The 22,490-nt window shown below is 35.7% G+C and carries 20 protein-coding genes; 16 read left to right on the top strand and 4 right to left on the bottom strand.

Going from position 1 to position 22,490, the window contains the following annotated elements; translation table 11 throughout:
• Together GMA17_RS10540 and surE are read right to left on the bottom strand one after the other, a co-directional pair.
• The gene (locus tag GMA17_RS10540) at nt 1–285 is read right to left on the bottom strand and encodes a hypothetical protein (RefSeq protein WP_248395855.1); all 285 of its coding nucleotides are present in this window, start codon (nt 283–285) and stop codon (nt 1–3) included.
• The gene (surE, locus tag GMA17_RS10535) at nt 278–1,054 is read right to left on the bottom strand and encodes a 5'/3'-nucleotidase SurE (RefSeq protein ID WP_248395852.1); all 777 of its coding nucleotides are present in this window, start codon (nt 1,052–1,054) and stop codon (nt 278–280) included. The genes GMA17_RS10540 and surE overlap by 8 nt, the downstream gene beginning before the upstream one ends.
• A gap of 153 nt (nt 1,055–1,207) precedes the next feature.
• On the opposite strand from surE, the gene GMA17_RS10530 reads away from it, so the two are divergent.
• Nucleotides 1,208–3,364 carry a carboxy terminal-processing peptidase gene (locus GMA17_RS10530; RefSeq protein WP_248395848.1) on the top strand — a complete coding sequence of 719 codons (2,157 nt, stop codon included), beginning with the start codon at nt 1,208–1,210 and terminating at the stop codon, nt 3,362–3,364.
• Nucleotides 3,365–3,370: 6 nt separating this feature from the next.
• A complete protein-coding gene (locus GMA17_RS10525) occupies nt 3,371–4,456 on the top strand; it encodes an ABC transporter permease (RefSeq protein WP_248395845.1) in 1,086 nt (361 codons plus the stop codon).
• Between the two features lie 111 nt (nt 4,457–4,567).
• Here GMA17_RS10525 and yihA read toward each other — a convergent pair whose 3' ends face one another.
• Nucleotides 4,568–5,170 carry a ribosome biogenesis GTP-binding protein YihA/YsxC gene (gene yihA, locus GMA17_RS10520; RefSeq protein WP_248395843.1) on the bottom strand — a complete coding sequence of 201 codons (603 nt, stop codon included), beginning with the start codon at nt 5,168–5,170 and terminating at the stop codon, nt 4,568–4,570.
• A gap of 40 nt (nt 5,171–5,210) precedes the next feature.
• The gene (locus tag GMA17_RS10515; protein WP_248400644.1) at nt 5,211–5,975 is read right to left on the bottom strand and encodes an alpha/beta fold hydrolase; all 765 of its coding nucleotides are present in this window, start codon (nt 5,973–5,975) and stop codon (nt 5,211–5,213) included.
• 294 nt (nt 5,976–6,269) lie between these two features.
• Between GMA17_RS10515 and mraZ the strand changes: the two genes are divergently transcribed.
• The 14 genes from mraZ to GMA17_RS10445 all read left to right on the top strand — a co-directional run bounded on the left by mraZ (nt 6,270) and on the right by GMA17_RS10445 (nt 22,437).
• Nucleotides 6,270–6,740 carry a division/cell wall cluster transcriptional repressor MraZ gene (gene mraZ, locus GMA17_RS10510; RefSeq protein ID WP_248395841.1) on the top strand — a complete coding sequence of 157 codons (471 nt, stop codon included), beginning with the start codon at nt 6,270–6,272 and terminating at the stop codon, nt 6,738–6,740.
• A complete protein-coding gene (gene rsmH, locus GMA17_RS10505) occupies nt 6,727–7,623 on the top strand; it encodes a 16S rRNA (cytosine(1402)-N(4))-methyltransferase RsmH (protein ID WP_248395839.1) in 897 nt (298 codons plus the stop codon). Before mraZ ends, rsmH begins: the two co-directional genes overlap by 14 nt.
• A gap of 22 nt (nt 7,624–7,645) precedes the next feature.
• Nucleotides 7,646–7,963: an FtsL-like putative cell division protein gene (locus GMA17_RS10500; protein WP_248395837.1), complete on the top strand. Its 318-nt coding sequence runs from the start codon at nt 7,646–7,648 to the stop codon at nt 7,961–7,963.
• A gap of 60 nt (nt 7,964–8,023) precedes the next feature.
• Complete coding sequence (locus tag GMA17_RS10495; RefSeq protein ID WP_248400642.1) at nt 8,024–9,976, top strand: penicillin-binding protein; 1,953 nt, start codon at nt 8,024–8,026, stop codon at nt 9,974–9,976.
• Nucleotides 9,973–11,436: a UDP-N-acetylmuramoyl-L-alanyl-D-glutamate--2,6-diaminopimelate ligase gene (locus tag GMA17_RS10490; RefSeq protein WP_248395834.1), complete on the top strand. Its 1,464-nt coding sequence runs from the start codon at nt 9,973–9,975 to the stop codon at nt 11,434–11,436. Before GMA17_RS10495 ends, GMA17_RS10490 begins: the two co-directional genes overlap by 4 nt.
• Nucleotide 11,437: 1 nt before the next feature.
• Nucleotides 11,438–12,679: a phospho-N-acetylmuramoyl-pentapeptide-transferase gene (mraY, locus tag GMA17_RS10485; RefSeq protein ID WP_248395831.1), complete on the top strand. Its 1,242-nt coding sequence runs from the start codon at nt 11,438–11,440 to the stop codon at nt 12,677–12,679.
• A gap of 22 nt (nt 12,680–12,701) precedes the next feature.
• Nucleotides 12,702–14,033 carry a UDP-N-acetylmuramoyl-L-alanine--D-glutamate ligase gene (gene murD, locus GMA17_RS10480; protein WP_248395829.1) on the top strand — a complete coding sequence of 444 codons (1,332 nt, stop codon included), beginning with the start codon at nt 12,702–12,704 and terminating at the stop codon, nt 14,031–14,033.
• Nucleotides 14,034–14,101: 68 nt separating this feature from the next.
• Entirely contained in the window at nt 14,102–15,295 is a 1,194-nt protein-coding gene (locus tag GMA17_RS10475) for an FtsW/RodA/SpoVE family cell cycle protein (protein ID WP_248395826.1), read from the top strand.
• A 22-nt stretch (nt 15,296–15,317) separates the two neighbouring features.
• Nucleotides 15,318–16,433 carry an undecaprenyldiphospho-muramoylpentapeptide beta-N-acetylglucosaminyltransferase gene (gene murG / locus GMA17_RS10470; RefSeq protein ID WP_248395823.1) on the top strand — a complete coding sequence of 372 codons (1,116 nt, stop codon included), beginning with the start codon at nt 15,318–15,320 and terminating at the stop codon, nt 16,431–16,433.
• Nucleotides 16,430–17,782: a UDP-N-acetylmuramate--L-alanine ligase gene (gene murC, locus GMA17_RS10465; RefSeq protein ID WP_248395820.1), complete on the top strand. Its 1,353-nt coding sequence runs from the start codon at nt 16,430–16,432 to the stop codon at nt 17,780–17,782. Before murG ends, murC begins: the two co-directional genes overlap by 4 nt.
• Nucleotides 17,772–18,491, top strand: coding sequence for a cell division protein FtsQ/DivIB (locus GMA17_RS10460; protein WP_248395818.1), 720 nt, complete (start codon nt 17,772–17,774; stop codon nt 18,489–18,491). The genes murC and GMA17_RS10460 overlap by 11 nt, the downstream gene beginning before the upstream one ends.
• 3 nt (nt 18,492–18,494) lie before the next feature.
• Nucleotides 18,495–19,811, top strand: coding sequence for a cell division protein FtsA (gene ftsA / locus GMA17_RS10455; RefSeq protein WP_248395816.1), 1,317 nt, complete (start codon nt 18,495–18,497; stop codon nt 19,809–19,811).
• 61 nt (nt 19,812–19,872) lie between these two features.
• Complete coding sequence (ftsZ, locus tag GMA17_RS10450) at nt 19,873–21,837, top strand: cell division protein FtsZ (RefSeq protein ID WP_248395814.1); 1,965 nt, start codon at nt 19,873–19,875, stop codon at nt 21,835–21,837.
• Between the two features lie 150 nt (nt 21,838–21,987).
• Entirely contained in the window at nt 21,988–22,437 is a 450-nt protein-coding gene (locus GMA17_RS10445) for a GatB/YqeY domain-containing protein (protein ID WP_248395812.1), read from the top strand.
• Nucleotides 22,438–22,490: the final 53 nt, after the last annotated feature.

Raw genomic sequence — 22,490 nt, 5'->3', positions numbered from 1 at the left:
CTACATAAATTTAAATAGAAATGTTGAAACCGCAACAATAACGGTTGCTAAAAGCACACCTCTAGCGCGATAATCTTGCTTTTTCTTAATAAAGATAAAAAAGGCGGCTAAATTTAAAATGGCTCCAAGGCTCACCAATTTTCCTAGAAAACCTTCAGCAGAAGCATTTTTTAGTGCCATGATAAAATCAGTATGATTCCCTAAAACTATAGTAGCTAAATATACACCTATGGCATTGGCAATTAAGCCCACTAATAAACCGATAAAAACTTCTTTTTTAATCATTAAAATTCCATGTATTTAATTGCTGAACATAATGGTGCGCTGTTAAATCAAATTGAACCGGAACCACGGAAACAAAACCATTTTCTAAAGCCCATTCATCTGTGTCTTCGCCTTTATCTAAATTAACAAATTTCCCAGTTAACCAATAATAATCTTTCCCTTGAGGTGTTTGGCGTTTATCAAATTCTTCTTGCCAGTTTGCCTTGGCTTGTCGGCATATTTTAATGCCTTTAATGTCTTCTTTCTTCAGGTTCGGAATGTTAACGTTTAATACAATATCTTTTGGTAGACCGTTTTTTAAAACTTCTTGCGTTACCTTTTTTGCTATAATTTTGGCCGCGGAAAAATCGGCATTATAATTATAGTCTAAAAGCGAAAAGCCAATAGCAGGCACACCTTCAATTCCAGCCTCCAAAGCAGCACTCATTGTTCCTGAATAAATAACATTTATAGAGGAATTTGAACCGTGGTTTATACCAGAAACACAAAGGTCTGGACGTCTATCTAAAATTTCGTTAACCGCTAATTTTACGCAATCTGCAGGTGTACCCGAACAGCTGTATTCAATACGCCCAGATTCATCAATTTTTACACGCTCTAAATGCAAAGTAGAATTAATGGTTATGGCATGGCCCATGGCACTTTGTGGGCTATCTGGTGCTACCACCACAATATCGCCTAAATCTTTTACGGCCTCAATTAATGCGCGCACGCCAGGAGCTGTTATACCATCGTCGTTTGTGACTAAAATTAGTGGTCTTTTTGTCATTTTATTTTCGTTTATTACGGTTGCTAAAATACATAAAATCATGTGCAATGCCTGAATTTATATGGTTTAACAAAAAATTATTAGTGATTGGTTTAATTGGCATGGTTTTTTCATTAATTTAGTGAAAAATAATCTATGCTTTTTTTGAGACTTATGAAAAGGAATTATAACATTTTAGTGCTCTTGCTGTTACTGGCATTTGCATCCTGTAGTTTTACTACCAAAACATTTGATGATCCGGATAAAGATAAATTGCTTATTCAAGTAATAACCTACGTTTTAGAACGTGGTCATTTTGATCCAAAAGCAATGGATGATAACTTTTCTGAACAGGTGTATTTGGATTATCTCGACCAGATAGATCCATTAAAACAATATTTCTACAAATCGGATATTGAAGAATTTTCGAAATATAAAACGGAGTTAGATGATCAATTGAAAGCTTATGATATTTCATTCTTCAACTTAACACATGAGCGTTTAATAAAACGTATTGAAGAAGCTAAAGTTATCTATAAAACTATTTTAGATGAACCTTTTGATTATACGAAAAACGAAACCTACGATGCAGATTATGAAAACATCGGCTATGTGAAGAATAAGAAAGAATTAACAGATAGATGGAGACAACGTTTAAAATATAGCAATTTATCAAATTATGATGAATTGATGGTGGAGCAGGAAAATTTAGAAAAAATAAATGCCCGTGCCGATTCTTTAAACACGGATCGCGTTGTTAAAAAATCGATGGCTGAAATTGAAAAAGAATCGCGTGAAGCAACACTTAAAACTATTGATATTTATTACAACGATTATATAGATGATTTAGATCGCGATGACTGGTTTGTAATGTACATCAATGCAATTGCCCAAGAATTTGATCCACATACTACATATTTTGCACCTCAAGATAAGGAGGCTTTTAATCAAGATATGGCCGGAAAATTAGAAGGTATTGGGGCGCGTTTACAAAAGCGAAATGATAATACTAAAATCTTGGAATTAATTTCAGGAGGTCCAGCCTGGAGAGGAAAAGAGTTGGAAGTAGGAGATGTAATTATGAAAGTGCGTCAGGAATATGAAAAAGATGCCATTACCATAACGGGTATGCGTATTGATGATGCTATTAAACTGATAAAAGGTCCTAAAGGAACTAATGTGTTTTTAACGGTTAAAAAAGTTGATGGTACAACCAAAGTAATAAAAATTACGCGTGATATAGTGGAAATTGAAGAAACCCACGCCAAGTCCGCTTTTGTTAAGAAGGATGGCAAGAATTTTGGAATTATAAACCTGCCGAAATTTTACGCAGATTTTGAAGATTATCAAAAATTAAATGCAGCTAATGATGTTAAGAATGAAATTATTCGTCTTAAAGAGCAAGGCATGGAAGGTTTGGTTTTAGACTTGCGTAACAATGGCGGTGGATCACTTCAAACCGTTGTGGAAATGGCCGGACTTTTTATTGAAGATGGCCCAATTGTTCAAGTGCGTTCAACAGAGCATCCAAAGGAAGTATTAAACGATACCGATAAATCTATAGTTTGGGATGGTCCATTAGTAATTTTAGTTAATGAATTTTCTGCATCAGCTTCAGAAATTATGGCTGCAGCCATGCAAGATTATAAACGCGCTATTATTATTGGAAGTAAACAAACCTATGGCAAAGGAACTGTTCAATCTTTTTATGATTTAAACAACATGGTTAGAAATAATCAAGAAGGAGATTTGGGCGCTTTAAAAGTTACGAGACAAAAATATTATAGGATTAATGGTGGATCTGTTCAGTTGGAAGGTGTAAAAAGTGATGTGGTTGTTCCAGACCGTTTCAGTTATATAGATATTGGTGAAAAGGATCAGAGAAACCCATTGTCTTGGGATGAAATTGATGCAGCCGACTATAAGTTATGGGAAGGTTATTTTGATTATGATACCACCATAAAAATGAGTAATGAGCGTATGAAAGATAACGAACAGCTCAAATTAATTGCAGATAATGCGCAATGGGTGCGGGCACGAATGGATGAAAAAACCTACCCATTAAATTATGAAGACTACAAAGCGAAATTAGATGCCAACGAAACGGAATCCAAAACCTTTGATAAAATTGGAGAATACCAAACCAATTTAACATACGAGTCATTGCCTTATGAACAAAAGCTTTTTGTTCAGGATACTGTTTTAAAGGACAAACGTCAGCGCTGGCATGAAAGCTTAAGCAAAGATGTGTATGTTGAAGAAGCATTACATGTTTTGCAAGATCTAAAGACATCGTATAATATTAAAAAAATGGCGACAGTTAAGGACTAGAAATTCATGAGTCAACAATCCAACTCATTAAGTCAATTAGCGCTCCAGAAATTCAAAAAAGATTTCTGGGGCGTTTTTAGTTTGGGATTTATTGTTTTTGTTGGGATAATTTCCATATTTGCTTATGTAATTGCGCCTGATAACTCCCAGTTTGCCAATCAGATGCATTTGTCTATACATTCTAAAAAACCAGGATTTACGGTTCAAATGCTAACTATTCCTCAAGAAACAGAAATTGAAGATTCGTTCTTTTCAAGTATATTCTTTGGGAAGAAAATTCAAGATACTGAAATCCCAATAACGTCTTATTCTATCCAAAATAATACATTAACCTATACAGAATATGCGTCTGATGGTTTAGAAGGCATGACCAAAACGATAGACATGAATGGCCTTTCTGAATCAGATTTAATTTCGAATAAAACCTTCCTTTTCGGAACTGATAAATATGGTCGTGATTTATTGAGTAGAACACTTGTTGGTGCTAGAATATCCTTCTTCATTGGCTTTATAGCCGTTTTTATATCTCTGGTAATTGGCATTTTTATGGGTAGCGTGGCTGGTTATTTTGGTGGTCGTGTGGATGCCATTATTATGTGGTTTATAAATGTGTCTTGGTCCATACCAACCTTACTTCTGGTAATCGCCATTACGTTAGCTTTAGGAAAGGGGTTTTGGCAGGTGTTTATTGCCGTAGGTTTAACTATGTGGGTGGAAGTGGCTCGTGTAGTACGTGGCCAAGTTATGGGTGTTAAAGAAATGCAGTATGTTACAGCGGCACGCGCGTTGGGTTTTAATGATTTTAGAATAATCACCAAACATATTCTACCAAACATTATGGCGCCAGTTATTGTAATTTCGGCAGCTAATTTTGCGGCAGCTATTTTAATTGAAAGTGGCTTGAGCTTTTTAGGAATTGGTGCACAACCACCTATGGCAAGTTGGGGAGCTATGATAAAAGATCATTACAATTACATCATTCTTGGAAAACCCTATTTGGCTTTAATTCCAGGATTCTGCATTATGAGTTTGGTTATGGCCTTTATGCTCATGGGAAATGCGCTTCGGGATGCCTTGGACGTGAAATCATAACGCCACACTTTTTGACTGTCTAAAAATTTATTCGTTAGGGATTACTTAAAAGATGTTTTCTTGCAACTATAAATTGTGCGGTAAGAATTAAATAGAAATGAAAGCAGGTTTTCATTCCTCCATGTTTTCATTCAGCTCATGAATGTATTTTAGAACATCATCTTTACCAATGTTTTTAGAAGAAGATGTAATAAAATAATTTGGCATGTCCTCCCAAGTTTCTAGCATAATAGCACTGTAATCGGCTACATGGTTTAAAATGGCTTGCGGTTTTAGCTTATCAGCTTTGGTGAAAATTATGGAAAAAGGAATGCCGTTTTCACCCATCCATGCCATAAACTCTAAATCTATGGGCTGGGGTTTATGTCTAATATCTACTAAAACAAAAGCGGACACCAATTGCTCACGTTGTGTGAAATAATCCGTTATAAACTTTTGAAATGTTTTTTTGGAGCTTTTGGATACACGCGCATAGCCATAGCCGGGTAAATCTACCAAATACCAATTTTTATTAATTAAGAAATGGTTTATAAGCTGTGTTTTTCCGGGTCTACCTGACGTTTTAGCTAGACTTTTTCTACTTGTAAGCATGTTGATTAATGAGGATTTCCCAACATTGCTGCGCCCAATAAAGGCATATTCCGGAACCAAGTTTTTGGGACATTTTGCAACATCAGAATTGCTCATTACAAATTCTGCCGATTTAATTTCCATAGCTTATTCCCAGAATTTTGGGTTTTTAAGAGTTACTGTTTTATAATCCGCGTTTCGTTAACCAACCATCTAGAATGGTGTTAAATTCATCGGGATGTTCCATCATGGCTGCATGGCCACATTTATCAATCCAAAATAATTCTGAATCTGGTAATAATTCGTCAAATTCAACCGCCACTTCTGGTGGTGTAACCGTATCATTTTTCCCCCAAATTATACAAGTTGGCGTCTTCATATTTGGTAAATCTTTTGCCATATTATGACGAATAGCGCTTTTAGCAATAGCCAAGGTTTTAATTAGTTTGTTCCTGTCGTTTACAGTTTCGTAAACTTCGTCAACAATTTCTTTAGTGGCTACTTCAGGGTCATAAAAAACGTCTTGTGCTTTTTTCTTAATCACCTCGTAATCACTACGCTTTGTGTAGCCGCCACCCATGGCGCTTTCGTAAAGTCCAGAGCTTCCGGTAATAATTAAACCTTTTACTTTTTTTGGGTATAATTTCGTATGATACAAACCAATATGTCCGCCCAAGGAGTTTCCCAATAAAATAACCTCATCAAGTTCTTTGAATTCTATGAAATCGTGTAAATACTTGGCAAAACTTTTTACGTTTGTCTTTAAAAGCGACATGGAATAAATCGGTAATTCGGGAATAATTACACGATACCCCTTTTGACTGAAATAATTAGTTACAGAATCAAAATTGCTTAATCCACCCATTAAACCATGTAAAACAATGATGGGTGTGCCTTCTCCTACCTCTATGTAACTATAGCTTTTCTCTTTTTTTAATCTATGCGCCATTAATTGGTTAGTCTTTTCTTCAAACAAATATAGGTAAATCATTGTGAATATATTCACTTTTCTTAAAAGTGACATGGCAGACTTTTAATCAAGATGTTAACAATTGCTAAATGTTAAAGTTTTTCAGCGTTTAATTTCCTGATTGGTAGTTCTTAAAGGACTTTTCTGTGTTTTCAAATCGACTTTTCTTCACATATAATCGAAAAATTATCAACAAAGTGGTAGAAAGTGGTAAAAGGTGGTAAAATTTTCAATATATTTGAATCTTAAACCCGAGAATCGATACAAACCGCTTTGAGCTCATTAATAGGAACATACGAATGTAAAGTAGACGCAAAAGGACGACTGATGTTGCCTGCTGCGCTGAAAAAACAGTTGGCGCCTACTTTGCAAAACGGATTTGTTTTAAAACGTGCTGTTTTTCAACCGTGTTTGGAATTGTATCCAATGGCTGAATGGGAGGCCTTGATGCAAAAAGTAAATAAGTTAAATCGGTTTAAGAAAAAGAACAATGATTTTATACGTCGCTTCACGGCGGGTGTTAAAATTATTGAGGTGGATGCAACTGGTCGTTTGCTTATTCCTAAAGATCTAGTTGCATTCGCAGATATTTCAAAAGAAATAGTTATGTCAAGTGCAATCAACATCGTTGAGATTTGGGATAAAGATAAATACGAGCAAGCTATTGATGATGCTACAGGCGATTTTGCTGATTTGGCGGAGGAAGTAATGGGACAAGACGATGACGATCATGGAATATCATAATCCAGTTTTACTGAAAGAAACCGTTGATGGTTTGAATATTAAAGAAGATGGTGTCTATGTGGATGTCACCTTTGGAGGTGGTGGGCACAGTAAAGAAATCCTAAAACGTTTGGGGAAAAATGGGAAGCTTTTTGCTTTTGATCAAGATCCTGATGCCCTTGAAAATACGATTGATGACGAACGATTTACGCTAATTCATGAGAATTTTCAGTTTATGAAGCGTTTTTTACGATTCTATGGCGCGAAAGAAGTGGATGGTATTTTGGCCGATTTTGGCGTGTCATCTCATCAATTTGATGTAGCAGAACGCGGATTTTCTACTCGCTTTGAAGCGGATTTAGATATGCGTATGAATCAGAAAAGTGATTTGTCTGCTTATAATGTGGTGAATGATTATGATGAAGAGCAAATAAGTCAAGTGCTTTGGCAATATGGCGAGTTACGACAAGCAAATGCTATGGCACGCGCTATAGTTGAGCAGCGAAAATTAGAGCCCATTAAAACCAGTGATCAGTTAAAATTGGCTTTAAAGCCATTTTTACAGCATAAAAAGGAAAACAAAGTATTGGCTCAAATTTATCAAGCCATTCGTATTGAAGTGAATCAGGAGATTGAAGTTTTAAAATCCTTTTTGTTACAAGCACCAGAGATTTTGGTGAAAGGAGGCAGGTTAAGCGTTATTTCATATCATTCATTAGAAGATAGATTGGTAAAACGTTTTATAAGAAATGGTCTTTTTGAAGGCGAACCAGAACGCGATGTGTTTGGCAATTTTGAAGTACCAATGAAAAAGGTTGGTAGTTTAATAGTGCCATCGCGAGAAGAAATAAAAGCAAATAATCGCGCAAGAAGTGCCAAACTTCGAATTGCTAAAAAACTATAATTCCTATTAAATAGGGAATCAAATGAAAAAGGGGATTAATAACATACTAAAAGGAACGTTTCTTATAAATGAAGATGCGCCTAAAAGCTGGCGAATGATTTTGTTCGTTTCCGTTTTAGCCATTGTTATGATAGCCAGTTCCCATAGTGCAGATAAAAAAGTACATCAAATTGCACAATTAAATAATGAAGCAAAAGAATTAAGGTCGGCTTTTGTGGATGGCAGGACACGCCTTATGGAACTGAAAAAAGAAACCGTTGTAGAATTGAAAATGGAAAAAAAAGGGTTGGCAATTTCAGAAATACCGCCAACAAAAATTAAAGTTAAATCTAAAAAGTAGTTCAGCTTGGCAACAAACGAGAAGAACATATCAAACCGATTATATTTTGTAGCAGGATGTATGTTCATCTTCGCTCTAGCAGTCGTGTTTAAACTTTTAAGTATCCAAATGCTGCATGGCGAAAAGTATCGTGGCATGGCAGAAGAACGGACCATTAAAGATGTTGTGATTCCTGCTAATCGCGGGAACGTATATTCTGCCAATGGTAATTTATTGGCTACATCCATTCCAAAATATGATATTCGTATAGATGCATTGACACCTTCAGCAACGCGATTTGAATCGTTGTTAAAACCATTATGCGATTCGTTATCTAAGTATTCGGGAAAACCATCCGCATATTATCAAAAAGAAATTAGAAAGGCACGTGCTAATAAAAACAGGTATTATTTGTTGGCTCGCGATATCGGGTATTCGGACTATGTGCGCATGCGCAATTTTCCACTTTTGAATTTGGGTGCTTTTAAAGGCGGTTTAATTGTAGAGCAAACTACCAAACGAGAACATCCCTTGGGAGGAATTGCACAGCGTTCTATTGGCTATGAACGTTTTGATGAAAAAGGCAACGCAACTCGAGCGGGAATTGATGGCGCTTTTGGAATTAAATATTTACGTGGCACAGACGGAAGGCGTTTAAAACAAAAAATAGGAAAAGGGCAATGGAAACCTATTGCCGATTACAACCAGATTGAACCTAGAGATGGCTACGATGTTTACACCACATTAAGTGTGAATATCCAAGATATAGCGCATCACGCGTTATTGCAACAGTTAGAAACCTATGAAGCCGAACACGGTTGTGTGGTTGTTATGGAAGTGGCAACTGGTGAAATTCGTGCTATTTCAAATTTAGGAAAAACGAAAAGTGGAGGTTATTATGAAAAATTAAATTATGCTGTTGGAGAATCTCATGAACCAGGTTCTACATTTAAAGTTATGGCTTTAATGGCAGCCTTGGAAGATAAGGTGATAGATACATCAACAATTGTGGATACAAAAAAAGGGCGTAAAGCATTTTATGGCCGTACTATTACAGATTCCAAACATGGCGGTTATGGTAAAATATCAGCCGCTCGTTCATTGGAAGTGTCTTCAAATATTGGGCTCGCAACTATTATAGATGAGCACTACTCTAAAAACCCTGATAAATTTATCAATCGTATAAAAAGTTGGTCTTTACATAAACCTTTAGGCTTGCCCATTTTAGGTGAAGGGAAACCTGTAATTCCAAGTCCAGGTGATGATATTTGGAGTAAGAATGCTTTGCCTTCCATGGCCTACGGTTACAATATGGAGATGACGCCTTTACAAACCCTTACATTTTACAATGCTATTGCAAATAATGGTGTTATGGTGAAACCACGTTTTATTAAATCAGTAAAAGAGCTTGATAAAAATATAGAAACGTTTGATAAGTATATCATAAATAAGAAAATAGCCTCCGATAAAACCATTCGGGAAATGCAAGAAATTTTGAAGAATGTGGTGGTTCGTGGTACAGGAAGATCTCTGTATTCGCCTTATTTTTCAATGGCAGGAAAGACAGGGACAGCTAAAACCGAATATTGGAAAAAAGACTGGGATGAAAACAAACGGTATGTGTCGTCTTTTGCAGGTTATTTTCCTGCTGAAAACCCTAAATACTCGTGTATAGTAGTTATTCATAAGCCAAGTGTTAAAAAAGGGTTTTATGGAGCTGATGTTTCTGGGCCTGTTTTTAAACGTATAGCACAAAAAATATTTACCGACACCCCAATTATTGATGTAGTTGAAACTTTGGAGGTGAATGATATTGCGGTAAATGCCGAGTACGACGCCTATTTTAAAACCGCACAAACCTATAAAACAATTATGCCAAATGTTGTTGGGCTGCCAGCAATGGACGCTATTGCCTTATTAGAAAATATGGGATTAAATGTGAAATCAGAAGGTGTAGGTCAAGTGAAAATTCAATCCATTACTAAAGGCGAAAAAATAAAGAAGAATCAAATAGTAACTATTCAAGCATCATGATGATTTTAAAAGACATACTCTATAAAGTACCGTTACTTGCTGTTGCAGGAAGTACGACTGTGTCTGTAAATAATTTGGTTTTCCATTCTAGAAAGGTGACTAAAAATGACGTATTCATCGCTGTAAAAGGGACCGTTTCAGATGGTCATGATTATATTCAAACCGCCATTAATCAAGGGTGTGTTGCGGTAGTTTGTGAACACCTTCCAGATACTTTAATTAACAACATAGTCTATGTTGAGGTCAGTGATACGTCGAGTGCTTTGGCAATTATGGCTTCTAATTTTTATGGTGTTCCTTCGGCTAATTTAAAATTAGTTGGTGTTACGGGAACCAATGGAAAAACGACTATTGCCACTTTATTATATCAGTTATTTAAAAATGCGGGTTATAAGGTTGGTTTGTTATCTACCGTTAAAATTATGGTGGATGATGCTGAATTTAAAGCCACACATACAACACCAGATTCCATTACTATCAACAGCTATTTAAAACAGATGAATGATGCTGGAGTCGAGTTTTGTTTTATGGAAGTCAGCTCGCATGGTATTCATCAAAAACGTACGGAAGGGTTACAATTTGAAGGTGGGATTTTCACCAATTTAACCCATGATCATTTGGATTATCACAGCAGTTTTGCGGAGTATCGCGATGTGAAAAAAGCTTTTTTTGATGGCTTGTCTAAAAATGCATTCGCATTAGTAAATGTGGATGATAAAAATGGTTTGATCATGTTGCAGAATTCTGCCGCCAAAAAACATACCTACGCCTTAAAAAGTTATGCAGATTATAAAGCGCAAATTTTAGAAAATCAGTTTACAGGATTATTACTAAAAATTAATGATAGCGAAGTTTGGACGCGATTAATAGGAAGTTTCAATGCTTATAACGTGTTGGCAATTTATGCAACCGCTGAATTATTAGGTTTAGAGAAAGTGGAAATTTTAAGATTGATAAGCGATTTAAAAAGTGTTTCAGGACGTTTTCAATATCTAATTTCCGAATCAAAAATAACGGCTATTGTAGATTATGCGCATACGCCTGATGCTTTGAAAAATGTATTGGAAACCATTAATAGCATCCGAACTAAAAACGAAGAACTGATAACGGTTGTTGGTTGTGGAGGTGATCGTGATAAAACCAAGCGACCTAAAATGGGACATATTGCTTCGGCTTTGAGTACGCAAGTTGTTTTTACCAGTGATAATCCACGAACAGAAAATCCAGAAACAATTTTGAATGAGGTCGAAGCAGGTGTTGAGCCTCAAAATTTTAAAAAAACCGTTTCAATTACTAATAGAAAACAAGCTATTAAAACGGCTTGTCAAATGGCAAAACCTAATGATATTATTTTAATCGCAGGGAAGGGTCATGAAAATTATCAAGAAATAAATGGCGAACGTTTTGATTTCGATGACTTCAAAATTGTTCAAGAACTATTAAATCAATTAGAAAAATAATATGCTGTATTACCTATTTGAATATTTAGACAAATATTATGATTTTCCGGGATCTGCTTTATTTGGTTTCTTAACCTTTAGAGCAGCTGTGACTATTATATTATCCTTGTTGATATCCACAATTTTTGGGAGACGAATTATTCGCTTTCTTCAAAAACAGCAAGTAGGTGAAACCATTCGCGATTTAGGTTTAGATGGTCAAGTAGAAAAAGCTGGAACGCCAACTATGGGTGGAATTATAATCATTCTAGCAACCTTAATTCCTGTTTTGTTATTTGCAAAATTAGAAAACATCTATATCATTCTATTAGTTATAACCACACTTTGGATGGGAACTATTGGGTTTATTGATGATTATATCAAGAAATTTAAAAATGACAAAGAAGGATTAAAAGGCCGATTTAAAGTGTTGGGTCAAATTGGTTTAGGAATTATTGTGGGTGCCACTTTATATTTTCATCCCGATGTTACTCTAAAAGAGAAATTACCGCAAGAACAACAACAAGAAATATTGGCGGCTAATCCAAAAGTAGAATCGTCAAAACTGTTTCAATTAGAAGAAAAATCTACAAAAACAACCATTCCGTTCGTTAAAGAAAATGAATTTGATTATGCCGATTTAATTACATGGATAAGCCCAGATTTAGGAAAGTATGCCTGGATTATTTTTATTCTAGTAACCATTTTTATCATAACTGCCGTTTCAAATGGTGCTAACCTTACCGATGGTATTGATGGTTTGGCAGCTGGAACTTCGGCAATTATAGTATTAACCCTTGGCATTTTTGCATGGGTTTCTGGTAACATCGTGTTTTCAGATTATTTAAACATTATGTACATACCGCGTGTTGAAGAAATTACCATTTATATAGCCGCTTTTGTTGGCGCGCTCATTGGATTCCTTTGGTATAATGCTTATCCAGCTCAAGTATTTATGGGAGATACAGGAAGTTTAACTATAGGTGGAATTATAGCAGTTATAGCCATTGCCGTTAGAAAAGAATGGTTAATTCCGGTGTTATGTGGAATATTCTTGGCAGAAAATCTATCTGTAGTCATGCAGGTTAGTTGGTTTAAATATACTAAGAAAAAATATGGTGAGGGCAGGCGAGTTTTTAAAATGGCGCCTTTGCACCATCACTATCAAAAATCAGGTTATCATGAAAGCAAAATAGTGACACGTTTTTGGATTATTGGCATTTTACTCGCCATTATTTCCATTGTAACCCTAAAAATTAGATAGCAAATAAAAGCGCTGATTTAGAATGAAACGATTAGTCGTATTAGGAGGAGGAGAAAGTGGTGTAGGAGCAGCACTTTTAGGAAAAGCAAAAGGCTTTGAGGTTTTTGTTTCAGATAAAGGAAAAATTAAAGAGAAATATATAAACGTTCTTAAACATAATGAGATTGAATGGGAGTCTGAGCAGCACACAGAATCACAGGTTTTAAATTCTGATTTAGTTGTAAAAAGTCCTGGGATTCCAGATACGGTTCCAATTGTAAAGCAACTTAAAGCAAAAGGTATTTCAGTAATTTCTGAAATTGAATTTGCATCGCAATATACTCAAGCAACCTTAGTTGGGATAACTGGTAGTAATGGCAAAACAACAACAGCTTCATTAACACATCATGTGTTAAAACAAGAATTGGAAGTTGGTTTAGCCGGAAATATTGGCGACAGTTTTGCAAAGCAGGTTTTGGAAAATAATTTCCCAAACTATGTGCTAGAAATTAGCAGTTTTCAATTAGATAATTGTGTTCATTTTAAACCACACATTGCTGTTTTACTAAACATAACACCAGATCATTTGGATCGGTATGATTATAAATTTGATAATTATATCGCCTCAAAATTTAGAATTGCCATGAATCAAACATCTGAAGATTATTTGATTTATGATGCCGATGATGAAGTCATCACCAATTGGCTAGAAAAACACCCAGTTCAATCAACATTATTGCCGTTTTCATTAACGAAAATTATAGAAAATGGCGCGTATTTAGAAAAAGAGACACTAAAAATAACAATAGATAACAATCAAATAATTATGCCAACAAAGGATATAGCATTACAAGGAAAACACAATATTAAGAACGCTATGGCAGCGTCTACCGTTGCGCACTTACTAAAAATAAGAAAACAAACTATTCGTGAAAGTTTAGAGAATTTTCATGGTGTCGAGCATCGCTTGGAGCAGGTTTTGAAAATTAATAAAGTGAATTACATCAACGATTCCAAAGCCACCAACGTTAATGCTACTTATTATGCTTTAGAAAGCATGAACGCACCAACCGTTTGGATTGTTGGAGGGCAAGATAAAGGAAATGATTATCAAGAGTTGTTTCCGTTTATCAATGAAAAAGTAAAAGCCATTATTTGTTTGGGTGTTGACAATAAGAAATTGTTTGAGAATTTTGAATCCATGGTTGATATTATTGTGGAAACCCATTACATGAATGAAGCGGTTAAGATTGCTTATAAAATTGCAGAATCAGGTGATAATGTTTTACTATCTCCAGCTTGTGCAAGCTTCGATTTATTCGAAAATTATGAAGATCGTGGTCGTCAATTTAAAGAATCGGTAAGAAATTTATAAAAATAGAAGTATCATTTAGCGTATTGCAAAGTGATTAAAAAGGTAACAGAGATAACAAAAAAAAACAAGTGCATCCAATTATTAAAAACATAAAAGGTGATAAATATCTATGGGCAATAGTGGCGCTATTGGCTATATTTTCCTTTTTACCAGTTTATAGTGCGGCTAGTAATTTAGCGTACAACGGTGCTGGAAAAGGGACATTCTCCATATTTTTTGGTCACATTATGCATTTGGTGTTAGGGTTTTTAATTGTTTTTATCGTTCATAAAATGCCTTACAAGTATTTTCGAGCTATTTCCATTTTGCTGTTACCGGTAGTTTTAATGTTGCTGGTTTTAACGCTTATGCAAGGGTCATCCAGCGCTGGAACCAACACGAGTCGCTGGATTCAAATACCGGTGGTAGGTATGTCTTTTCAGACATCTACTTTTGCATTTGTGGTGCTCATGGTTTATGTGGCACACTATATGGCTAAAATTAAGGATCGAGTAATCACCTTTAAGGAATCCATTCTGCCACTTTGGACGCCGGTGTTTTTTGTGCTAGCACTAATTTTGCCAGCCAACTTTTCAACGGCTGCTATTATGTTCAGTATGGTTGTAATCCTTGTGTTTTTGGGTGGCTATCCGGTTCGTTATCTAGGAATTATAATCGGTTTGGGCATCCTAGCCTTAACGCTTTTTGTGTTAACGGCAAAAGCCTTTCCAGATGCTATGCCAAACCGTGTGGATACATGGATGAGTCGTGTGGAAAGTTTTTCCGATGATGCTATTACAGAAGAAGATTATCAAATAGAAAAAGCAAAGATAGCCATTGCAACTGGAGGCGTGCAAGGCGTTGGGCCAGGCAAGAGTTATCAGAAAAACTTTTTACCGCAGTCATCATCCGATTTTATTTTCGCCATCATTGTGGAGGAGTACGGATTAATTGGTGGTTTCTCCGTGTTATTTTTGTATTTGGCTTTATTGTTTCGAATTGTTATTGTTTCCCAAAAATCAGAAACCATATTCGGAAAACTAGTTGTTTTAGGTGTTGGTTTGCCTATTGTTTTCCAAGCCTTAATAAACATGGCTGTAGCAGTACAATTATTTCCAGTTACAGGCCAAACCTTGCCCTTAATAAGTAGTGGAGGAACATCTATTTGGATGACCTGTTTGGCGCTCGGAATTATTCTAAGCGTTAGTGCAAAACGAGAAGAAATAGTAAATAGTGAACAACGCGAAGATAATCCTTTGGATATTTTAACGGAAACACTTTAATAAGAAGAAATTACACAGAGTAGTGACAAATACGAATAAGACATACAAAATAATTCTTTCAGGCGGTGGTACAGGTGGTCATATTTATCCAGCTGTTGCTATTGCAAACGAATTGAAGTCGCGTTTTCCAAATGCTGAATTTTTATTTGTAGGCGCAAAAGGCCGTATGGAAATGGATAAGGTACCACAAGCGGGCTATAAAATTATAGGCTTGTGGATTTCTGGAATCCAACGAGAATTAACGTTGAAGAATTTAAGCTTTCCCTTTAAACTGATAAGTAGTTTATGGAAATCACGCCAAATAATTGCCGAATTCAAGCCAGACGTGGTAATTGGAACTGGCGGCTTTGCTAGTGGTCCTTTATTGCAGATTGCTACATCAAAAGGCATCCCGAGTTTAATTCAAGAACAAAATTCATACCCTGGAATAACCAATAAGTTATTGGCCAAAAAGGCTGATAAAATTTGTGTGGCTTATGATGGATTAGAACGATTTTTCCCTAAAGATAAAATCATAAAAACGGGAAATCCAGTGCGAGCGGACTTGTTGCATATTGCCAAAAAACGGGATGATGCTTTCGGGCAATTTTCGCTTGAAAAAGATAAAAAAACCATTCTTGTTTTAGGAGGAAGTTTAGGAGCTAGACGGATTAATGAGTTGATTGAAAAGGAACTCGATTTCTTATTAACCCATAATATTCAGGTTATCTGGCAGTGTGGTAAGTTGTATTATGATAAATACAAAATTTACGGAAACACTAAAAACATCCAAGTTCATGCGTTTATTAACGATATGGCTTATGTTTATGCGGCGGCCGATATTATTATATCGCGTGCAGGTGCAATTTCGGTTTCGGAATTATGCATTGTTGGCAAACCGGTTATTTTCATTCCGTCCCCTAATGTAGCCGAAGACCATCAAGCAAAAAATGCGCAAGCAATTGTAGATGAAGACGCAGCTATATTAATAACAGAAAATGATTTGGAAGTGGATTTTCAAAATAAATTCACCCAATTAATTATTGCACCAGAAAAGCAACAAATGCTAGGCGATAATATAAAAAAGTTAGCTATGGTAGATGCAACGACTCATATTGCTGATGAAGTAGAGTTGCTATTAAATAAATCGAATAAATGAATCTAGATTCTATACATAACGTCTATTTCATTGGTATTGGAGGTATCGGTATGAGTGCGCTTGCTCGATATTTTCATGCGAATGGTAAACGCGTGTCGGGATATGATAAAACACCTTCCGACATTACGGAAGCATTAATTGATTTAGGTATTTCAGTTCATTTTGAAGATACAGTAGCTAATTTAGAAGATTATTTATTGAATAGTACCAACACGTTAGTGGTTTATACGCCTGCTGTTCCAAAAGATCATAAGGAATTGGCCTATTTTAATAATAGTGGTTATCGCGTTTTAAAACGCTCTCAAGTATTGGGATTAATTACCGAAAATACCTTCTGTTTAGCAGTTGCAGGTACCCACGGAAAAACAACAACAACCAGTATTTTAGGACATATAATGAATGTTTGTGATGTTCCTGTTACGGCATTTTTGGGTGGTATAAGTGAGAATTACAATTCGAATTTAATTTTAAATGGTACGGAGGTATCCGTTGTAGAAGCCGATGAATTTGATAGGTCCTTCTTAACGCTCTCACCGAATATAGCGTGTATCACATCCATGGATGCGGATCATTTGGATATTTATGGCGATGCTTCTGAATTGGAAAAATCCTTTCACGATTTTGCGCATAAATTAAAGGAAGGTGGAACGTTATTTGTAAAAAATGGTTTGCCAATTTCAGGACTTACTTATGGTATTGAAGATGATTCGGATTATTCCGTTCAAAATATAAAAATTGAAAACGGTGCGTATATTTTCGATGTAAAAACACCAAAAACGATACTTGAAAATTTAGAATTTAACCTACCTGGTAGACATAATTTGTCTAATGCACTAATAGCCTTGGCGATGGCTGTAGAATATGGTTGCCCTCACCAACAGATCGTCAAAGCTTTAGCGTCTTACAAAGGCGTAAAACGCAGATTTTCATATCATATAAAACAAGATGATTTGGTGTATATTGATGATTATGCCCATCATCCGGAAGAAATAAATGCCGTACATCAGGCGGTTCGAGAAATGTATCCTGGAAAACAGGTTTTGGCTATTTTTCAACCCCATTTATTTAGTAGAACCCGGGATTTTGCTGAAGATTTTGCAGAGAGTCTATCACAATTTGACGAGGTGATGTTGTTGGACATTTATCCAGCACGCGAATTACCAATTGAAGGTGTTACAGCATCGTGGTTATTAGAAAAAATGACGAATGCGCATAAACAACTCATTTCAAAATCTGATTTAATTAACAAAGTTAAAGCAAGTCAAGCAGATGTTATTTTAACAATTGGAGCTGGCGATATTGGCGAACAAGTAAAACATATAAAACAAGCTTTGAGTCATGAAAATTAATTGGAACTATATAAAGATGTTCTTTCTACTAATGCTAGTAGTCGGTTTATTTGCATTTTCTTCCAAGAAAAATGACAAACGTTTGGTGAGTAATCCGGAAATTAATTTCAATGGAGAGGATAACCTGTTTATTACACATGAAACTGTTAGTAAATTGTTAATAGTAAATCAAGGAGGTACTAAAAATGTGCCTAAAGAAACCATAGATTTGAATTTATTGGAATCTGCCCTGAATTCTAATCCAATGATTAAGTCAGCCCAAGTGTTTGTTGATGTTAACGGACGTTTAGTTGCTGATGTAGAACAAAAAAAACCGATAGCCCGAGTTGAACATTCGGCGTCTTTTTATATTGATGATGCCGGGAATTACATGCCGTTATCAACAAATTATACAGCTAGAGTGCCACTTGTTACAGGAGATGTGTCAAAAAACAACCTTCAAAACGTGTATGAAATGGCAATGAAAGTTAAAGATGATGCGTTTTTAAGTAAACATGTTACGAGCATTCATCAGCATAAAGACAAAAGTATCTCACTGCGGTTAAGACAATGCGCTTTTGAAGTATATGTTGGCGGTTTAGAAAAATTAGATAAGAAAATAAATAATTTAAAAGTCTTTTATAAAAAGGCATTTAAAGAAAAGATATTGAATAATTACAGTAAGGTGAATCTGCAGTTTGATAGCCAAGTAGTGTGCACTAAATCTTAAATCATGGAAGGAACTATTGCAATAGGATTAGATATCGGAACCACAAAAATTGTGGCTATGATTGGTCGTAAAAATGAATATGGAAAAGTAGAGATTTTAGGTATTGGAAAATCTAAAAGTTTAGGTGTGCATCGTGGTGTGGTAAATAATATTACACAAACCATTCAGTCTATTCAATTAGCAGTGCAAGAAGCAGAAGCGGCTTGCGATGTTAAAATTGAAAATGTAACGGTTGGTATTGCAGGTCAGCATATTCGTAGTTTACAACACAGCGATTATATAACGCGTGCTAATTCCGAACTGGTAATTAACGATGAGGATATTGAAAAACTGATTAACCAAGTACATAAGTTAGTCATGCTTCCTGGTGAAGAAATAATTCATGTTTTGCCACAAGAATATAAAGTGGATGGTCAGGCGGAAATTAAAGAGCCCGTGGGTATGTATGGTGGCAGACTGGAAGCTAATTTCCATGTGGTAGTTGGTCAAGTATCATCTATCCGAAATGTAGGTCGTTGTATTAAAAGTGCAGGATTAAATTTGGATGGCATTACGCTTGAGCCTTTAGCATCGGCAAATGCTGTGTTAAGTCAGGAAGAAAAAGAAGCCGGTGTCGCATTAATAGATATAGGTGGTGGTACAACGGATTTAGCCATTTTTAGAGATGGTATTATTCGTCATACAGCTGTTATTCCATTTGGAGGTAATGTTATCACAGAAGATATTAAGGAGGGTTGTTCTATAATTGAAAAACAAGCCGAATTGCTTAAAATAAAATTTGGTTCTGCGTGGCCAGGTGAAAATAAGGAAAATGAAATTGTTTCTATTCCTGGATTAAGAGGTCGTGAACCGAAAGAAATCACCTTAAAAAACTTATCTAAAATTATCCATGCACGTGTTGTGGAAATTGTGGAGCAAGTTTATGTAGAGATAAAAAATTACGGTCACGAAGAACAAAAGAAAAAGCTAATTGCGGGTATTGTTTTAACAGGTGGTGGTGCACAACTAAAACATTTAAAGCAGTTGGTAGAATACATAACGGGTATGGATACCCGAATTGGTTTTCCAAACGAGCATTTAGCTGGCAATAGTGATGATGAAGTTACGAGTCCGCTTTATGCAACAGCTGTTGGATTAGTCATGGACGGCTTAAAAAGACAAGAACGTAAAAAAATGGAAGTCGCTTATGAGGAATCTATAAATGAACCGGAAGCGGAAGAAGAAGAAGAAATTATAGAGGAGCAGCCAAAACCACCAAAAAAATCTTTTTTGGACAAATTTTCAGAACGTATAAAAGATTTTTTAGACAATGCCGAGTAAGGCAACCACAAGAAAAGAATAATAAATAAGACAATAATTAAGTACATATAAAACGAAATTCATGAGCAGCAACAAAGAATTCGAAACAAACATTTCTTTTGATTTACCTAAAAATCAATCAAATGTTATCAAAGTAATAGGCGTCGGGGGCGGCGGAAGTAATGCCATTAATCACATGTTTCAACAAGGGATTAAAGGTGTTGATTTTGTAATTTGTAATACCGATGCGCAAGCCCTTCAAAACAGTGGTGTTCCAAATAAAATTCAGTTGGGGTTAAACTTAACCGAAGGTTTAGGTGCAGGTGCAAATCCGGATGTTGGCGAGCAATCTGCCGTTGAAAGTTTTGAGGACTTGCAGCGCATGTTGGATACCAATACAAAAATGATTTTTATTACCGCTGGAATGGGTGGTGGAACCGGAACAGGAGCCGCACCAATTATAGCTAAAATGGCCAAAGAGTTAGATATTTTAACCGTTGGTATTGTTACCATGCCGTTCCATTTTGAGGGTAAAATGAGAAATGAACAAGCCCAAATTGGTATTGAAAAATTACGAAGTGTTGTAGACTCACTCGTTGTTATTAACAATAATAAACTGCGTGAGGTTTATGGGAATTTAGGCTTTAAAGCTGGGTTCTCAAAAGCTGATGAAGTCCTATCAACTGCGGCACGTGGAATTGCCGAAGTTATTACGCATCACTACACACAAAATATTGATTTACGTGACGCTAAAACCGTGTTGAGTAATAGTGGAACTGCTATTATGGGTTCGTCAAAATCCTCTGGTCAAGATCGTGCAAAAGAAGCTATTAGGAAAGCTTTGGATTCACCATTATTAAACGATAACAAAATTACAGGTGCTAAAAATGTATTGCTGCTAATAGTATCTGGAATACAAGAAATTACAATTGATGAAATAGGTGAAATTAATGATCATATTCAAGATGAAGCTGGACATGGCGCCAATATTATTATGGGTGTTGGTGAGGATGAAAGTTTGGGCGAATCTATTGCAGTAACCATTATTGCAACGGGTTTCGACATTGAACAACAAGATGAAATTTCTAATACCGAAATTAAAAAAGTCATTCATGCCTTAGAAGACGAGCAGTCTATGGAGCAAGACTTAACACGTAAAGAACGTGAGCCGGCTATTATTATGCCAAGCATTGATTTTGAAGAAAAGGTAGAGCCTAAAGTGGTTAAGCACACCTTGGATTTGGAGGATTTAGAAGTGCTAAAATCACCAGAACCTAAAAAAGATGAAGGAACGGGTTTGATTAAAACAACCGATGCTATTCGAAATATGAATGTAACCCATGAGGATGTGTTGTCTGATGTGAGTTCGGATGAATTTGTAATAACCAATGCCAATCCTGCTGCAGACGTTACGTCAGAAACCGTTTTTGAAGAGCCTGAAGAAGAGCAACAAATCACCTTAACGTTTGATATGCCATTTAGTAATTCAGCGATTGAAAATAAGGCTGATGATATGGTAGTGCATGAACTGGAAGAAAATATAAAAAAAATAGACGTTACAGATCATGTTGAAATAATTCCCGTAACCGAATCCAATAAAAATGGTGAAGTTCGGTATGCTTTAGATGATTATATTGAAGCAGAATCTAGCATGAACACCAAGACTCAAGTTGAAACCAAGCAAAAAAAGGAACTTGATATTGAGGATTCAGAAGTTGTTTTTGAGAAGAAAACCTTACACACGGAACAAGCGGAAGACGCTGTATCTGGTGAAGAAATTGATCCCATTCATACGCCTATTTCTGAAATGCTAAAAGAACGTGCTGCAGAACGCAGACTTAAAATGAAAAACTTCAATTATAAGTTTAATAGTGCGAAAATTGATGACATTGAGCGTGTACCAGCTTATAAGCGTCAAGGTGTAAATTTAGACGAATCTAGACATTCATCAGATTCTAATATTTCTAATACCAGTATCAGTTTAGATGATAACGACGATATGCAAATACGAAATAACAATTCGTTTTTACACGATAACGTCGATTAAAAATAGTATTAAGTTTAGTGTTTGAACTTCATGAAGGCCCGAAATAGCAAATTTTGTTATTTCGGGTTTTCTTTTTGAAATTTTTATCATTTTCATCACGGTCAAAATCTATTTTTCTTGTTATCTTCGCGGTACAATTAATTTCCTATTATGAGCTTACAACAAGATATAATGACGGCTATGAAAACCGCCATGAAAGCAAAAGACCAAACGGCATTAACCGCTTTACGTGCTGTTAAGTCTGCTATTCTTTTAGCGCAAACAGAATCAGGAGCTCAAACCGAATTAACCGAGGAACAGGAGTTGAAAATACTTCAAAAACTTGTTAAGCAACGTAAGGATAGTGCCGCTATTTATTTAGAACAAGATAGAAAAGATTTAGCGCTGCCAGAAATTGATGAAGCGGAAGTTATCAGTCAGTTCTTACCAGAAGCCCTATCTGATGAAGAAATTGAAGCAGTTGTAGTTGCAACTATTGACAGTATTGGGGCAGAAGGTATGAAAGATATGGGAAAAGTAATGGGCATTGTTAGTCAAGAATTAGCAGGTCAAGCAGATGGAAAAACAATTTCAAATATTGTAAAGGCTAAGTTGTCTTAAATATTTTTAATATAGATTCCTGCTTTCGCAGGAATTTATGGCCTCGTAGTTCA

The organism is Bizionia sp. M204 (assembly GCF_023205095.1).
Classification (GTDB): domain Bacteria; phylum Bacteroidota; class Bacteroidia; order Flavobacteriales; family Flavobacteriaceae; genus Algorimicrobium; species Algorimicrobium hallyeonense.
The sequence above is the reverse complement of the archived record's forward strand: the minus strand, read 5'-3'. Positions and strand labels throughout refer to the sequence as shown.

Excerpts from the sequence above, each read along its gene's own strand:
- GMA17_RS10540 (WP_248395855.1), bottom strand. The coding sequence starts at position 285 with ATGATTAAAAAAGAAGTTTTTATCGGTTTATTAGTGGGCTTAATTGCC.
- surE (WP_248395852.1), bottom strand. The coding sequence starts at position 1,054 with ATGACAAAAAGACCACTAATTTTAGTCACAAACGACGATGGTATAACA.
- GMA17_RS10530 (WP_248395848.1), top strand. The coding sequence starts at position 1,208 with ATGAAAAGGAATTATAACATTTTAGTGCTCTTGCTGTTACTGGCATTT.
- GMA17_RS10525 (WP_248395845.1), top strand. The coding sequence starts at position 3,371 with ATGAGTCAACAATCCAACTCATTAAGTCAATTAGCGCTCCAGAAATTC.
- yihA (WP_248395843.1), bottom strand. The coding sequence starts at position 5,170 with ATGGAAATTAAATCGGCAGAATTTGTAATGAGCAATTCTGATGTTGCA.
- GMA17_RS10515 (WP_248400644.1), bottom strand. The coding sequence starts at position 5,975 with ATGGCGCATAGATTAAAAAAAGAGAAAAGCTATAGTTACATAGAGGTA.
- rsmH (WP_248395839.1), top strand. The coding sequence starts at position 6,727 with ATGGAATATCATAATCCAGTTTTACTGAAAGAAACCGTTGATGGTTTG.
- GMA17_RS10500 (WP_248395837.1), top strand. The coding sequence starts at position 7,646 with ATGAAAAAGGGGATTAATAACATACTAAAAGGAACGTTTCTTATAAAT.
- GMA17_RS10495 (WP_248400642.1), top strand. The coding sequence starts at position 8,024 with ATGTTCATCTTCGCTCTAGCAGTCGTGTTTAAACTTTTAAGTATCCAA.
- GMA17_RS10490 (WP_248395834.1), top strand. The coding sequence starts at position 9,973 with ATGATGATTTTAAAAGACATACTCTATAAAGTACCGTTACTTGCTGTT.
- mraY (WP_248395831.1), top strand. The coding sequence starts at position 11,438 with ATGCTGTATTACCTATTTGAATATTTAGACAAATATTATGATTTTCCG.
- murD (WP_248395829.1), top strand. The coding sequence starts at position 12,702 with ATGAAACGATTAGTCGTATTAGGAGGAGGAGAAAGTGGTGTAGGAGCA.
- murC (WP_248395820.1), top strand. The coding sequence starts at position 16,430 with ATGAATCTAGATTCTATACATAACGTCTATTTCATTGGTATTGGAGGT.
- GMA17_RS10460 (WP_248395818.1), top strand. The coding sequence starts at position 17,772 with ATGAAAATTAATTGGAACTATATAAAGATGTTCTTTCTACTAATGCTA.
- ftsA (WP_248395816.1), top strand. The coding sequence starts at position 18,495 with ATGGAAGGAACTATTGCAATAGGATTAGATATCGGAACCACAAAAATT.
- ftsZ (WP_248395814.1), top strand. The coding sequence starts at position 19,873 with ATGAGCAGCAACAAAGAATTCGAAACAAACATTTCTTTTGATTTACCT.
- GMA17_RS10445 (WP_248395812.1), top strand. The coding sequence starts at position 21,988 with ATGAGCTTACAACAAGATATAATGACGGCTATGAAAACCGCCATGAAA.